The organism is Selenomonas sp. FOBRC9, assembly GCF_000287655.1.
Lineage (GTDB): Bacteria > Bacillota > Negativicutes > Selenomonadales > Selenomonadaceae > Centipeda > Centipeda artemidis.
In genome coordinates this window covers 1-16,083 of sequence record NZ_ALJR01000033.1, presented here as the reverse complement: position 1 = coordinate 16,083, position 16,083 = coordinate 1, and the positions used below count along the sequence as shown (strand labels likewise).

Below are 16,083 nucleotides of genomic sequence, written 5' to 3'. Positions count from 1 at the left end.
TAGCATAGTTTATCATTCCGAGATACTGCTTTTTGTAATTTCCCTCACGTTCTGCTATAATGGGGGCACTTATTTGTAGAGGAGGGGCGCAGCGTGCAGTTAAAACGCTTGGAAGCGTACGGATTCAAGTCCTTTGCCGACCGCATCGTCGTGGAATTTGACCGCGGCATTACGGCGGTTGTAGGGCCGAACGGCAGCGGCAAAAGCAATATTACGGATGCTGTTCGTTGGGTTCTTGGCGAACAGAATATCCGAATGCTGCGCGGGCTTCGCTCCGAAGATATTATCTTTGCAGGTTCCACCGCGCGGCGTGCACTCAGCGTCGCGGAAGTCGTGCTCGTCTTTGACAATCGGGATAAGACACTCCCCATTGATTATGAGGAAGTTGTCGTCAAACGCCGTCTTTATCGCAGCGGGGAAAGCGAGGTATATCTCAACGACGCGCGCTGCCGTATCAAGGATATTTACCGTCTTTTTGCCGATACCGGTATCGGACATGACGGCATGAGCATCATCGGGCAGAACCGTCTGAACGATATTCTCGACAGCCGCCCAGAGGAACGCCGCGTCTTTTTCGAAGAAACGGCAGGCATTACGAAGTATCGCACGAGGAAACAGGAGGCGCTGCGCAAGCTGAGCGAAAACGACGCCGATCTCATTCGCTTGAGCGACATCATGTATGCGCAGCGCGCCGAGCTAGAGCCGCTGGCGGCACAAGCGGAAAAGACAAGCGCGTATCGTGAGCTCGAGGCGGAGCGGTGTCAATATCGCCTGACGTCGCTCGTGCAGACGCATGAACAGCTCGTCGGCGCGCAGGAAAATCTCATGCTCCTCCTGCATAATGACCGTGATGAAGAGGCGTCTCTTATTGGAGAACGCGCGCAGACGGAGGGAAAAAAACGCAATATAGAGCTTGAGATGGAGCAAATCGACAGCGATCTCGCAGAGATAGAAAAAAGTGATACAGAGCTGCAGAATGCGCTTGACGCGCTCAAGAAGGAATCCGCTATGCTCCTAGGGCGGCAGGATCAATGTGTGCGGCGCAAAGAGGATTTGGAGCGTCTGCGCGAGTCGAGCCGGGCAAAGATTGAAGCGACCGAGCAGGAAATTGTGCAAATTCAAAATATGCTCTCCGGTAAGATTGCCGCACGGGAGGAAAAGGAGAAGGCGCACACAGAGGCGCAGGAACAACTAAAGAACATCCGCACGTATCGTGCGCTGTATGAGGAACAATCGGCACGCGGCAGCCGATCGCTGCGCGCCGTGGAGCGCGTCATGGTAAGGCTGCGCGAGTCGCTTGCCGTTGCCGCCGATCACTCTGAACGCGGAGATGAGGGGCGTTTGCGGCGCAACGAAGAGCTGTCACAAAAGAAATGCCGGATTATAGAGGCGCAAAGCGAATTGAGCCGTATGGAAGCCGCACTGCAAGACCTCGAGCAACAGCGAGATAAATGCGCCGACGATCGCGTACGCCTTTCTCATGCAGTGGAAGAACACCGGGCGAAAGCGCAGGGCATCGAGGAAGAGATGCGCCGCACTGCAGAGGAAATTCAACGTGCGCAGCAACGCTATGACTTTGTTCGAAAACTACAGGAAAGCTATGAGGGATTTGGCAAAGACGTACAAATGGTGCTGCAGGCAAAGGAGGGCTGGCGCAGCGGTGTTTTTGGCACCGTTGCCGATCTGATCAGCATCCCGGAGCGTTATCTGACCGCGATTGAAATTGCACTTGGCGGCAGTGTGCGCAACATTATCACGGATGATGCGCAGACGGCGAAGGCGGCGATCGGCTGCCTCAAGCGGCGAAACGGGGGACGCGTGACCTTTCTTCCGCTTTCCTCCATCGTCGTTCAACGTCCGTATGACGTTGATCTTTGCTGCGTCCGGGGTGCTGTCGGTTGGGCGAATACGCTGGTCTCGGCGGAGGAGCGGTTTCAAAGAGCCGTGGATCATTTGCTCTCCCGGACGCTTGTGATGGAGACGCTGGACGATGCGCTCGCTGCGGCAAAAGAACACGGGTATCGAATCCGCATGGTCACACTGACGGGGGAGCTGCTGAACCCGGGCGGCGCGATCTCGGGCGGCGGGCAGCGACACCGTCAGTCCTTCTTACTGAACCGCCGCCATGAGGCGGAGACCTTGGCAGAGACGCTGCGCACGCAAAAAGAACGGCATATTGCATTCCAAGCCGATTTGGAGGAAAGAAACAGGCTTCTGCATGACGACTGCACACGCCGGGACGCCGCGTCCGCCGAAGAGGCAGAGCTTAACCGCGACCTCCTTGCGGCGCGCAGTCAACGCGATATATACCGCACGCGTCTCGCGGATCAAACGGCTGCGGTAGAGGATTTAGAACGCAAAGAACGTGTGGCGCAGGAAAGCAGTGCGAGAGCCGCGCGCAAAAAAGAGCTGCTCGAGCGTCATCTCGCGCAGTGCGGCGATCATGCACGGCGTTTTTCCAAAGAGACGGAAGAGATTGCGCAGAAAATGACGGCGCTCTCATCCGAGGAGCAATCCTGCGCGCAGGGGATCCATGCGCTCGAGGTAGAATCTGCCGCACTGGACGCGGAGATTCGGACGGGAACCGACCATGTGAAAACGCGTACGCTCGAATGCCGTGAGGCGACCGAGATGTTGGACGGTTTTACGGAGCAAATTGCGAAGCTCAGCGAAGAATTATCTGCCGGAGAACAACGGAATGCTGCATTGGAATCCGCCATCTCGGAAGAAGAGGGGAAGCTGCGCGCCCATAGAGACAATGCGCAGATCCTCAAGGATCGTCGTCTGCGGTATGAGGCAGATATGCGTCTGCTGGACGACGCGATTAAGCGTACGATCGCCTACATGGAGCAGGTGCGTGCGAAGCTCCATGAGAACGACAAGCAGCTCGATCGCATCAATGTGCGTCTTGCCGATTGCAGCGAAAATTTGATTTCAGAATTTGGCATGACGGCGGAAACTGCAGCGCAGCAAATTTCTCCCATTGACGAATCCGTACTGAACGAACGTCTCAATGAGCTGACGAACGCCATCAACGCACTCGGTGCGGTCAACCCCAACGCCGTCGAGGAATACGCGGAAAAGAAAGCGCGCTATGAAGAGGAAGAAGCACAGATTCACGACCTTCAAAAGGCGAAGGAAGATATAGAGCGCATCATCCAAAAGATAGACACGGATATGACGCAGACATTTCGGGAGGCGTTTCAGCAAATTCAGGGATATTTCAACGAGATATTTATGAGGCTCTTTGGCGGCGGCGTTGCGGAATTGCGGCTCACGGATCAAAGCGATATACTCTCGAGTGGTGTGGAGATTCTCGTCACACTACCGCATAAAAAACGGCAGAATCTCTCGGCTCTCTCCGGGGGCGAACGTGCTCTCACCGTGATTGCGCTCCTCTTCTCCTTCCTGAAGTACCGCCCGTCACCGTTCTCTATTTTGGATGAAATTGATGCGCCGCTTGATGAGGCGAATGTTTCTCGATTCGGAGATTTCTTACAAGAATTTGCACACAATACACAGTTCATCATCGTGACACATCGGAAAGGCACAATGCGGGCGGCGGACAGTATGTACGGCGTCACGGTCGAGGATGCGGGCGTGTCGAAGGTTCTCTCGATCCGGCTGAAGGATTACGAAGAGAGTGCGACCGCTTAGGTTTTTAGAAATAAAGGAGCAGGCATGGGATTTTTTGATCGACTCAAAAAAGGGCTCAGCAAAACACGGGAAAATCTCACCCACAATATAGAGCGTCTCATCATCGGCTATGCGGATATTGACGACGATCTCATTGACGAACTCGAAGAGGCGCTGCTCATGGCGGATGTCGGCGTAAAGACGACGGAAACGCTGATTGCCGCTGTACGAAAGGGGATCAAACAAAAAGAGATTCGGAGTCCCGAAGACCTGATTCCGTTCCTGGAGAAAGAGATTGTACGCATCCTGGAAGAGGGCGACGATACGTTCCGAATGGCGGCGCAGGGACCGACAGTGCTGCTCGTAGTCGGAACCAACGGCGTCGGCAAGACAACGACCATCGGCAAATTGAGTGCATATTATAGACGGCAGGGGAAGGCTGTTCTTTTGGCTGCTGCGGACACCTTCCGTGCGGCGGCGAGCGACCAGTTGGAGATTTGGGGGAACCGCACGAACGCGCAGGTGGTCAAACATGCGGAGGGCTCCGACCCCGCTGCGGTCGTATTCGACGCGATGCAGGCGGCGAAGGCGCGCGGCGTCGACATCGTGATCGTAGACACGGCGGGACGTTTGCAAACAAAATCCAACCTTATGCAGGAGCTCGAGAAAATATACCGCGTAATCGGACGCGAGATTCCGGGCGCGCCGCATGAGACGCTGCTCATACTCGATGCGGGGACGGGGCAGAACGCCATCAGTCAGGCGGAGCTGTTTACCAAGGCGGCGCCGGTCTCAGGCGTTGTGTTGACGAAATTGGACGGCACGGCAAAGGGCGGCGTAACCATCGGTATCAAATCACAGCTTTCCATTCCAATAAAGTGGATCGGCGTCGGAGAAGGCGTTGACGATCTGCGTCCGTTCCGCGCGGAGGACTTCGTGAGCGCGCTGTTCCTGAAAAAGGAAGATGAGGACGTATCATCGTAACGCAGATGAAAGGGAACATGATTATGTACGAAGATCTTGTTGAAACGAAACTCGCCTGTGAAAAAATCTTTGACGGCACACTGCTGCATGTCCGGCGCGATACCGTACGGCTCCCGAACGGCAAAGACGCCGTACGGGAGTGGATCATGCATCCGGGGGCTGCTGCCGTACTGCCGATCTTGCCGAACGGCGACGTTATTTTGGTGCGGCAGTACCGCTACCCGATCAGTGCGATGACGCTCGAGGTGCCGGCAGGAAAGCTCGACGCCGACGGTGAGGATCCGCTGCACTGCGCGCGCCGGGAGCTCTCGGAAGAGACCGGATACACAGCAAAGACCTACGAGAAATTGACGACGATTGCGACCACGGTCGGATTCTCCAACGAGTATATTCATCTCTATGCCGCACGGGGGCTCTCCTCCGGCATGCAGCACACGGATGCGGACGAATTTGTCAACGTCGTGCAGATGCCGTTTTTGCGTGCGCTCGAAATGATAAAAAAGGGGGAGATTATCGACTCCAAGACCATCATCTCCTTGATGATGGCGGCAGAGCGATTCGGGACTGATTGATAGGAGATATTTATGTTCGGATTTAATTTTACCGAAATGCTGCTCGGCATTCCGGGACTTATCATAGCCATGACGTTCCATGAGTACGCGCACGCGCGTGCCGCCGTATCCCTAGGTGATTTCACACCGCGGTTAATGGGGCGCTTGACCATTGACCCGAGGGCGCATATCGATCCGATTGGACTGATTATGCTCTTTCTCGTACGATTCGGATGGGCAAAGCCCGTGATGATCAATCCGGTCAATTTTCGCAATCCCAAGAGAGACGACATTATCGTATCGCTCGCGGGTCCCGCGATGAATCTTCTGCTGGGATTTATCGCTTTTTATATGTTGTATTTTATTCGCTATCACAACATAGACGTCTCGGCGATTACCTTCAGCATCATACAGATGATCTTCATCTATAACGTCAACTTCGCTGTGTTTAATATCCTGCCGATCCCGCCGCTCGACGGATCACACATTCTGCGGAACCTCCTGCCGCCGGATCTCGCCTATCGTTATCAGGCGCTGGAGCGGTACAGTATCCTCATTATGATTGTATTTATTGCGACGCCTGTGCTCGGCGTCGTTCTCATGCCGATGTTCCAATTCGTGTATGCCATTTATAAAGCGCTTGCGGGCATACTTGTATTTTAGTGTGGATTATGGCGTCAAATTATCTTGTGAAATTGGAGGCGTTCGAAGGTCCTATGGATCTTTTGATGCATTTGATTGAAAAGAATAAGATCGATCTCTACGATATTCCGATTGCCGATCTGACAAAACAGTACCTTGCATATATTGATGCGGCATATGAATTCGACATCGAATTTGCCAGTGAGTTCTTGGTGATGGCGGCAACGCTGCTGCGGATTAAGTCGCGCATGATGCTTCCCAAAACCGATGCGGAGACGTCGCCGGACGAGGACCCTCGCATGGAGCTCGTGCTTCGCCTGCTCGAGTACAGACGATTCAAGGAGATTACGCCGACGCTGTATGCGATGGTGGAAGGGCAAAACGGCTATGTAGAACGTCCGCCGACATCTCTTCCCGCGCAGCGGTCAGCACCCGAAAATCTATCGGCAGATGTGCTGATGAAGATTTTTTGCACGCTACGGCGTATGCATCGAGAAATTACGATACCGACCGTCGTGATCGCCGCGGAAGAATATCGTGTCCGGGATAAGATGACGGATATACTGGAACTTCTTACAGAGCACCGCGGAAGAATCGCCTTGCGGAACGCCTTTCCTACGGGCACACGCGAAGAGCTCTTGGCGGCTTTTTTAGCACTCTTGGAACTGACGAAAATGCAGACCGTCATTGTGTACCAAGACCGGCTATATGACGACATACAGATTGTGATGAAGGAGGCGGCAGTTGGAGTCTCTTAGCCAAAAAGCGATATTGGAGGCGATTCTCTTTGCCTCAGGGACGCCGCTCTCCATACAGAAACTTGCCGAAATCATCGAAACGCCTGAGTGGATCGTACAAGAACTGCTGACTGCATTGGAGAGTAGCCTGCGTGAACGCGGCAGCGGCATTTCCTTGCGCAGATCCGCCGGTGGGTATCAGCTCGTCACGCATCCGGCGGCATTTTCCGCAGTGCAAAAACTATCGGACGTTGTGCGGCCAACGCTGTCCACCGCTGCGATGGAAACGCTCTCTATCATCGCCTACAAACAGCCCATTACGAAACAGGAAGTGGAGTATATCCGAGGTGTGCGGGCAGAGCGCTCTATTGCGCGCCTCTTAGAGCTGGAGCTGATCTGTGAAACGGGACGGAAGCAGGTCGTCGGACGCCCGATCCTCTACGGCACGACGGAGCTCTTTTTGCGTGCCTTTGGTTTGGAGCGGTTAGAGGATTTGCCTGCGCTTCCGGCGGCAGACGAGCTGAAGGATACACTTGATAACGATCAGCTCCGACTGTTTGAAGAATTGCAGACGACATCGGTCTTCATCGGCGAGAATGATGGGAACGATGCCATTGAAGAATGATATTGTTCGGTCAAATAGATACGGACGCCGTATTTTGGGAGTGTGACACACTTGGTGGAATTACTTGCTCCGGCAGGAAGCAAGGAGTCTTTTTTTGCTGCCGTGGAAAACGGAGCAAACGCGATTTATCTCGCGGGGAAGATGTTTGGCGCGCGTGCTTATGCATCTAATTTTGACAACGACACCCTCGCGGAACTGATCCGATATGCTCATCTCAGGCATGTCAGAGTGCATGTCGCCGTCAATACGATCATCGATAACGAAGAGCTGCCAAAACTCAGGAGCTATTTGCAGTTCCTCTATGAGGCAGGTGCGGACGCCGTTCTCTTGCAGGATCTTGGTGCGGTAAAACTCGCGCGGGATGCCGTTCCGAAACTGCCCCTGCACGCGAGCACACAGATGACAGTGCATCATATTTCCGGTGTGCAGGCGTTAGAGGAGCTGGGATTTTCTCGCGTTGTACTCTCGCGTGAACTTTCTCTCAAAGAAATTCGTTCTATTTGCGCACACAGCCGCATAGAAATCGAATGTTTTGTACACGGCGCGCTCTGCGTATGTTATTCCGGGCAGTGCCTGATGAGCAGTATGATCGGCGGGCGCAGCGGGAATCGCGGCAAGTGCGCGCAGCCCTGCCGGCTTCCATATACGCTCGTGGATCGCCGGGGACATGATGTCCTCGGCGATACAGCGGGAGATTTTTTGCTGTCTCCGCGTGACCTCAATACGATCGACTTGATCCCGCGCTTGATGGACGCCGGTGTTGATTCTCTCAAGATAGAAGGGCGCATGAAGCGTCCCGAATACGTCGCGACGATCGTGCGTGCTTATCGTAAAGCAATCGACAGCCATATTGATATGGAAAAGCCGCCCGTTGACGAGGAGGATCACGACCGATTGGCGCAGGTGTTCAATCGTGATTTTACGACGGCGTATTTGGAGAAACGTCCCGGAAAGTATATGATGAGTGATCGGCGTCCCAACAATCGCGGGCTGCGTATCGGTCGAGTCACTGCGTATGCAAGTAAAACGGGAATGCTAACGGTCAAATTAACAAGACCTCTGTCCGTCGGTGACCAAGTCGATGTGTGGGGGACGAACGGCGAACATATCGGCGCGGATATTTCCTCGCTCTATACGAGTCGAGGGAAGAGCATCGAACATGCCCAAGCAGGAGTAACCGTATCCTTTGAAATCAAGGGAAAGGTTCACATGAGCGACACCGTGTTCAAGGTCTATGACAAGGCTCTAATGGATGAAGCCCGCCGTTCTTATGAGGAGGATGCGCGTCAAAAAATCCCCGTCTGCGCGCGTGTTGAGGCACGGATAGGAAAGCCGCTGCGCCTTGTGCTCACGGACGATAGAGGTAATACCGTTTGGGCAGACACCGCGTATATCGCGGAGCCGGCAAAGAATCGACCGCTCACAGAGGAAACAGTAAAAAAGCAGATCAATCGGCTTGGGACAACAGCCTTCACGATAGTGCACTTGTCATCCGATATAGAAGACGGACTGATGATGCCCGTCAGCGAACTGAACAACGTGCGCAGAGAAGCGATCGCCGCGTTAGCGCAACAGCGCATCGTATCTTTCGAGCGGGCAAGGCGCGGCGCACTGCCCAAAAAAGATTGGCACATGCCGACCGGCAGCCCCGCTCCTGCGCCGAAGCCTGCGCCGCTCATGGCGGCGGTGGATGACATAGAGACGTTAAAGGCGGCTATAGACGCAGGGGCAGATGGTATTCTCTACGGCGGAGAAACCTATGACGGTATTCACCTGCGTGCCGAGGATTATCGAGCGGCGTGGAACTGTGCAAAAGAGCGCGGCGTTCGCATCGACTTCAATACGCCGCGCATTGTCCGTGCGACGGAAGAAGAGGAGATCGTGCGCCTTCTTGAATCGTTCCGTACAGAGCCGCCCGACGCGCTTCACGTGCATCATATTGGCATGGCGTATTTGGCGCGATCATATCTTTCAGTTCCTCTTCATGCAGATTACTCTATGACCTCCTATAATGCGATGACCACGGAGTTTCTGCATTCCTATGGATTTTCCGAGGCGACACTCTCACCGGAGCTGAATGCAAAGCAGATTTCGCGTATGGCAGGGCGCAGCGCACTTCCGCTCACCGTATTGGCGCACGGCAGACTGCCGCTTATGATCTCGGAGTATTGCGCCGTCGGCAGCTTTCTCGGGGGCTTAGACGGCGGTACGTGTTCACATCCCTGCCGCAGGGAAAAGTATTTCCTGCGTGATCGCAAAGGTATTGATTTCCCGATAGAAACCGATCAATTCTGCCGTATGCATATATGCAACGCTAAGACGCTGTCCCTGCTTCCGTATGCCGCACGTTTGATGCACAGCGGCATTTCGTGCATTCGGATTGAGGGGCGCGGCATGACAATCAACGAGCTTCGTAAGACGGTTGCCGCTTACAAAAATGCCCTGCGCATGTTGCTCCCACTCAGCGCGGAGCAAGAGCGTATGCTGCGTATGCAGGAGGGCGGCAATATCACACGCGGGCATTATTCCCGCGGCATTTTATAATTTGAGGTAGGAGCATGGACACTGAGGCATTCAAGGTTTTAGAATACGAAAAAATAAAAGACCGGCTATCATTATTTGCTTCCTCCATGCGAGGGAAAGAAGTGTGCCGCACGATGACGCCCGCATCGGATTTCGATACCGTTCTGCGGCTGCACGCGGAGACTGCGGAAGCTGTGAGCGTCCTGCAAATGCAGGCGCCGCCCTTCGGCGGTATCTATGACCTGCGGCATACGCTGCAAAAAGCCACGCTCGGTTCTACACTAGAAGTCGAAGAGCTGCGAGAGATCATGAGCACGATGCAGGGCATGAGAAACGTCAAGTATTTTTTCCGCGATGCCGATCTGTCTCTTCCACTGCTGAAAGAGAAGGGTGTACGGATTGAAATCCTGGGGATGCTCGAAAAGCATTTGCAGAATACCATTGACGAGCATGGCAATCTCCGCGACGATGCGAGTCCGGAACTTCGACGTGTGACACGAGAGATGCTTTCCGCACAAAATCGTGTGAAAGAGCGGCTTTCCACGATTCTGCACGATGCGGCATATCAAAAATGTTTTCAAGAGGCGATCGTCACCGTCCGTGCCGAACGCTACGTTATCCCCGTCAAACAGGAATACCGCGCGCAATTTCCCGGCGTCATTCATGACCGCTCCGCAAGCGGTGCGACGCTTTTTGTAGAGCCGTTGGCAACCGTGGAACTCAACAACACCGTGCGTCAAATGGAGCTTGCGCGAGAGCAGGAAATACGGCGTATTTTGCAGCAGCTGTCGCAGGAAATTGCACGCGCCGCAGATATTTTATCCGAAAACTGCACGATATTGGCAGAGCTTGATCTCATCTTTGCGCGCGCGGGACTATCGCGCGATATGGAAGCCTATGCGCCGACGTTTAATCGTGCCGGATACGTTCGGCTGCAAAGGGCGCGCCATCCGCTGCTCCCGAAAGACCGCGTCGTCCCCATCGATATTGAACTGGGACGCGGTTTTTCCGTGCTGTTGATTACGGGACCCAATACCGGCGGGAAAACCGTCAGCATGAAAACGCTTGGCATTTTAGCGCTCATGGCGCAGTCCGGCTGCTTTCTCCCAACCGCGTCGGGGGCGGAGCTCCCCGTGTACGGAAGCATCTATGCGGATATCGGGGACGAGCAGAGCATAGAGCAAAGTCTCTCTACGTTTTCGGCACACACGAAAAATATCGTGCGGATTCTGCAAAAGGCGGAGAGCAACGATCTCGTCCTATTAGACGAAGTGGGCGCGGGGACGGATCCCGACGAAGGCGCAGCCCTAGCGCGCAGTATCATCGAGCATCTTTTACAGCGCCGCATCAGTGTGATTGCAACGACGCATTACGCCGCGCTCAAGACATATGCCTATGGCAGACAGGGCGTTATGAATGCCAGCGTCGAATTTGATACGGCGACGCTGCGCCCTACCTACCGTCTCTTGATCGGCACGCCGGGCGCGAGCAACGCGTTTTCGATCAGCCGTCGGCTCGGACTTGCCGACGCTATCGTCGCGCGTGCACAGCGGTATATCGACGAAGATCACGTGCGGTTCGAGACGGTCGTCAACGAGCTTGAGAAGGAAAAGCGCGTGTACGAGACCCGTCAAACCGAACTGCGTACACGCGCACAGAAAATATCCGCCATGGAGGAGCAGCTGCGCACGGAACGAGACAAGTTTATCCGGGCGCATAGGAAGCTCCTGCACAAGGCGCGCGAAGAGGCGAACGGCATTGTACGCGAGGCGAGGCGGAGCGCGGAAGAGACAATTAAAAAGCTCAAGCAGCAGTTTGACGATCACGGCGTGAAAGAGCGCCGCAAGGCGATCCAAGAGGCGCGCGAGCGTCTGACCGAAGCCTATATGCCGCAGCGACATCCCTCCGCCGTGAAAGTCGGGCAAAAGATCCGCGCGGGCGAGATCGAGCCCGGAGATATTGTCCATATCACGCGGTTGGCACAGGAGGGTACCGTCCTCGCCGTGCAGGGGAAGGAGCTCACCGTTCAAATCGGCGCACTGCGTACCGTCGTCAAAACGGATGAATGCACGTTCGTTTCACGAAAAAAGAAAAAACACCGCACCGAAAAAGTCGGCTTCACGGGAGGAATCTCTCAAAAAGCGGCGCGGGTACACTCGCAGATCGATGTGCGCGGCATGACCGTATCCGAAGCGGAACTCACCCTCGGCAAATTTATTGACGATGCGGTTTTTGCAGGACTTTCAAAAATCCTGATCATTCATGGCAAAGGGACGGGCGCCTTGCGCATTGGCATACAGGATTATTTGAAGCGTCACCCGTCTGTTTTATCTGTCGCATTTGCCGATATTTCCGAAGGCGGAAGCGGTGCAAGCGTTGCGGAGCTGAAATGAGCAGTGGCATTGAGTATATGGTTTGTTGATATCTGTGCAGTGAAAGAATTCTTATTATGGAAATAGTATATGAAGTTGTAAAAGATAATATTGATTCGTGGGATCCAATGAGATTTTTTCCATCAGCGCCTCCGGATGAGTATGACTGGGAAATTCAGGAAATATGCAATAAAATTATTCATTCTGACTTGTTGAGTGAGGATAAAGTAATTGAACTTAGCGTATATATTGGAGACTTATGTGACGGAAGCGATAGATTGTATGATTCAACAAAGTATCTAGAGATTACGAAAAAATTTTAAAGGAAATAAAACAAGCAAAACATAAATTCAAAACACAGCAGTAATGAGGAGAAGGAGCAGATAAACCAGCGTGTAAACTTCCGAACTACATGTTAGGATCATATTTTATGGAGGAAAATGAAGATTTATGCTATACTGAAAATCGGAAGATAGAATGAGATATATCAAAGGGAGCGAAGACATTGTTTGCAAAGACCTATGGAGCGACAACGCTTGGCATCGACGGGCGGATCATCGATGTGGAGATTGACGCTTCTTTTGGTTTGCCCGGATTTGAGCTGGTGGGGCTGCCCGATACGTCAGTGAAGGAATCGAAGGAGCGCGTGCGCACTGCGATTCGCAACTCCGGCTTTCAGCTCCGGCAGGAGCGCGTGACGGTGAATCTTGCCCCTGCCGACGTACGCAAGGACAGCTCCGGACTTGACCTGCCGATGGCGGTCGGTCTGCTCGTCGCCTATGGACTGATACCGGCAGAGTCGGTGGAGCATGCGCTTTTTTCGGCGGAGCTTTCGCTCGATGGGAACTGCCGTCCCGTGAGCGGCGTTCTGCCGATGGCGATTACGGCACGGGAGCGAGGGCTGACGGATTTTTACGTTGCGGGCAGGAATGTAGACGAGGCGCTCCTCATCGACGGGCTCCGCGTCTATGCCGTGGAGAATCTCGCGCAGCTCATTCGCCACCTCACAGGGGAGGAGACACTGACGCCCGCCGTTCCCACACAAACGAAGCAGTCGGAAGACCCCATCTTTGCAGACGACTTTGCGGATGTGCAGGGGCAGTATCAGGCAAAGCGCGCCCTCGAGATTGCAGCGGCAGGTGGTCATAACGTCCTCATGGTCGGTGTGCCGGGATCGGGGAAGACGATGCTCGCGCGGCGTATGAGTTCCATTCTGCCGGAGATGACGAAGGAAGAGGCCATCGAGGTCACGAAGATCTACAGCATCTCGGGACTGCTCGGCAAGGACGCGGGGCTTGTCACGCACCGACCGTTCCGCAGTCCGCATCATACCTCGTCAACGGTTGCAATGATTGGCGGCGGGAGTGTGCCGCGTCCAGGCGAGGTGACGCTCGCACATCACGGCGTCCTGTTCCTCGACGAGCTGCCCGAGTTCAGCAAGAAGACGCTCGAGGTGCTGAGAGAACCGATTGAGGACAGAACCATCACCGTGGCGCGTGCGAACGCGACGCTTTCGTTCCCGTCGAGTATCATCCTCATTGTGGCGATGAACGACGTAACGTTGATAACGATACAATGTGGTGATGAGCGAGAGGCAGCTTGATATTCTACAAAATTATACCAATTGGTGGGGGGCACTACAGGAAACTGTAGGGGCGAGTACATAGAAGTTCCTTTACAGATTTTTATTTCTTGGGAAAATTATAGAATAGTTTATGGGCAACAATTTACCCATAGAATTCACACTCAAAAACGGCGCGTAGCTTTTAGCTGCACGCCGTTCGGTTTATCTTCTGATTTTATTCATGGTTTTTGCTGCATAGCCTCCTCATCATGCTGTGAATGCCTTTTCACAAATGTGCCAGAAGTTCCTGTAGGAGAGCCTCATCTTGCAAAAGCGTGATGGCAAAACATTTCTTTCCGGCATCTTTGAGCGATGCGCCGATGTGATATGCCTCTTGGTGGTCAAGAATCAGGAAGCGGTCGTGAAAGGCATTGGTGCGATTGATGGTAAGCGTTGGATATTGACTGTTGAAGGTCGTAACATCTGCTGCCGTCAATCTCGTATTGCTGAATGTGTGAATTTCCACGGAAACATTAGCTTGTTTTTTTGCCAACAGATTGAGCGTTCCTATATCCACATAACCGTCAATAAGAATGATGTCCTTCGTTGCTTTTTGAATTAGACCCGCCAACAAGCTGAAGGCATCGTAAATTTGTCCGTTGAAGAATATCTTTTGGCTGGACTCTGTATGAGTGTGTATGAAATCAAATATCTGCTCGAATTTTTCATCAGCTTCTTTTTGATAGGTGAGCTGCTTTAACTCCACACGCTCTATTCGCTCGAAAAGGTGAGCGTTGCCCGAGATAAAATGCCGCATCTCTACGAAAGCATCCATGATACGGATGCTGACATCAATGGCAACATCGCTGCGGAGAACTGCCGACAACATAGCTATGCCCTGTTCGGTAAAGGCGTAAGGAGGAATGCGCCGTCCGCCATGTGAGGAACTTGACATCACAATTTGTGATGTCAAGTTTTCCGCTTCCTCTTTGGTTAACTGGAAACAGTATCTTTCGGGAAATCTTTTTTGATTCCGCTTCACAGCCTGATTCAGGACTCGTGTCTCTACTTGGTAGAGCATAGCAAGGTCGCTGGCGAGCATTACCTGTTGATTGCGTATGGTGTAAATAAGTCGGCTGATATTTGGAGTGTCCGTGGTCGGCGAGATGGACACAGGCTGAATTTCATTCATATTACTTTATCTCCTCTTGAGATTCCAATTTGGCACCTCAAGTTTTGTTGCTGAAAGGACTAGTCCTTCCGCTCGGCATATTCCTCGAAAATTAGGTCAAGCTCCTGATTGGAGTGGATGGCCTTCACCTTCTTGCGGACGAGGACGTTTGCTACAGCGATTCCACAATCTTTCTTGAAATAACCTCCACATATTTAAAATATAAAAAGCCTATACAACTACCCAAAGGGAAACTATATAGGCTCTGTTTAAGCGAAATGGAGTGACCTCGAGTAATCGAGGTGGGATGTTGCTGTTAAATAACAATTCCAACAAAAATGCCCCAAAAGAAACAAATGTCAAAACAGTACTTACCATAGACATCCCCCCCTTGAATACTAGCTAATGTTATATGTCCCCATTTATACAAATAGCATTCTCCGAGGCAGGACACTGGTATTTTATCATAGTTTCAAATATCTTTCAATATGTAACATATACGAATGAATGGAGTAAAGAAACCTCTTATTCCTTTTTCCTTTTAATGCAACCAGTGCTTTTAAAGAATCATAACCGTAAATATCAATAAAGAATTGAAGTATCCATTTATTTAGCTTGTTTTTATTGACAAATAGAATGCCATAATTGTATAGAGCAGGGATGCTACTGAGTTGAAGCAGAAACTGCTCAGTTCTTGAATCAAGTTGTAATTTGGGATACATACGATAGATATAACATTTTTCATTTTCGTTCAAAACAAGATTCTTGGCGACAGTGGTATTTGTAGTTATAAATACTACCCGCCTAAATTTAACTCCAGTAAAATTTGCATCTTTTAGATTGCAGTTAAAAAACACAACGTCTTCTAAAATGGCGTTTTTGAAAGATGTATTTTTAAGATTTGAGTTCAAAAAGTCCACACCGACACAGTGTGAATCACTAAAAGTACAATAGGTCAAAGATGATGCCTGCCAACGTACATTCTGTATTCTGGCTTGCTTATAGGAAGTTCGATGAATCGTTGCTTTGTATATAAATTTATTAATAAGTCGATGTATTGGTCGAGGACAGCAAATTAGCGTTAGATAGATCGGCTTTCCCATTTTCTTTCGAATTGCTTTGCGCTGTTTAGCTTTTGCTGCGAGTTTTGCTTTGCGAGTCTTTTTTCCGCGTCCCATAATTGTATCACCAGCTCCTAACCCTCATTCTGATATAACCCTTAAGGAATCACTGATAAATAGTGGATAATCACAGCCAGCTGATCCGCAGACACAAATT

General features: G+C 52.1%; 12 protein-coding genes. 10 read left to right on the top strand and 2 right to left on the bottom strand.

What is annotated here, in order from left to right:
* The first annotated feature begins 93 nt into the window (after positions 1-93).
* From smc to HMPREF1147_RS08435, 10 genes are all read left to right on the top strand, one after another.
* Positions 94-3,657, top strand: coding sequence for a chromosome segregation protein SMC (gene smc, locus HMPREF1147_RS08475; RefSeq protein ID WP_009658524.1), 3,564 nt, complete (start codon positions 94-96; stop codon positions 3,655-3,657).
* A gap of 24 nt (positions 3,658-3,681) precedes the next feature.
* Entirely contained in the window at positions 3,682-4,620 is a 939-nt protein-coding gene (gene ftsY / locus HMPREF1147_RS08470; protein WP_009658499.1) for a signal recognition particle-docking protein FtsY, read from the top strand.
* 23 nt (positions 4,621-4,643) lie between these two features.
* Positions 4,644-5,192 carry an NUDIX domain-containing protein gene (locus HMPREF1147_RS08465; protein WP_037351344.1) on the top strand — a complete coding sequence of 183 codons (549 nt, stop codon included), beginning with the start codon at positions 4,644-4,646 and terminating at the stop codon, positions 5,190-5,192.
* A 12-nt stretch (positions 5,193-5,204) separates the two neighbouring features.
* Entirely contained in the window at positions 5,205-5,834 is a 630-nt protein-coding gene (locus HMPREF1147_RS08460) for a site-2 protease family protein (protein ID WP_009658534.1), read from the top strand.
* Between the two features lie 8 nt (positions 5,835-5,842).
* Positions 5,843-6,571, top strand: coding sequence for a ScpA family protein (locus HMPREF1147_RS08455; protein ID WP_009658500.1), 729 nt, complete (start codon positions 5,843-5,845; stop codon positions 6,569-6,571).
* A complete protein-coding gene (gene scpB / locus HMPREF1147_RS08450; RefSeq protein ID WP_009658523.1) occupies positions 6,558-7,175 on the top strand; it encodes an SMC-Scp complex subunit ScpB in 618 nt (205 codons plus the stop codon). The genes HMPREF1147_RS08455 and scpB overlap by 14 nt, the downstream gene beginning before the upstream one ends.
* Positions 7,176-7,226: 51 nt before the next feature.
* Complete coding sequence (locus HMPREF1147_RS08445; protein ID WP_009658522.1) at positions 7,227-9,719, top strand: DUF3656 domain-containing protein; 2,493 nt, start codon at positions 7,227-7,229, stop codon at positions 9,717-9,719.
* A gap of 14 nt (positions 9,720-9,733) precedes the next feature.
* Positions 9,734-12,091, top strand: coding sequence for an endonuclease MutS2 (locus tag HMPREF1147_RS08440; RefSeq protein WP_009658508.1), 2,358 nt, complete (start codon positions 9,734-9,736; stop codon positions 12,089-12,091).
* Positions 12,092-12,147: 56 nt separating this feature from the next.
* Positions 12,148-12,393, top strand: coding sequence for a hypothetical protein (locus HMPREF1147_RS12060; RefSeq protein ID WP_156791312.1), 246 nt, complete (start codon positions 12,148-12,150; stop codon positions 12,391-12,393).
* A gap of 182 nt (positions 12,394-12,575) precedes the next feature.
* Complete coding sequence (locus HMPREF1147_RS08435; protein WP_009658513.1) at positions 12,576-13,673, top strand: YifB family Mg chelatase-like AAA ATPase; 1,098 nt, start codon at positions 12,576-12,578, stop codon at positions 13,671-13,673.
* 247 nt (positions 13,674-13,920) lie between these two features.
* Here the strand turns inward: HMPREF1147_RS08435 and HMPREF1147_RS08430 are convergent, their stop codons facing one another.
* Both HMPREF1147_RS08430 and HMPREF1147_RS11685 read right to left on the bottom strand, forming a co-directional pair.
* Positions 13,921-14,826 (bottom strand): ORF6N domain-containing protein, encoded by a 906-nt coding sequence (locus HMPREF1147_RS08430; protein ID WP_009658515.1) that lies wholly within the window; start codon positions 14,824-14,826, stop codon positions 13,921-13,923.
* A 443-nt stretch (positions 14,827-15,269) separates the two neighbouring features.
* Complete coding sequence (locus HMPREF1147_RS11685; protein ID WP_083839958.1) at positions 15,270-15,983, bottom strand: pentapeptide repeat-containing protein; 714 nt, start codon at positions 15,981-15,983, stop codon at positions 15,270-15,272.
* Positions 15,984-16,083: the final 100 nt, after the last annotated feature.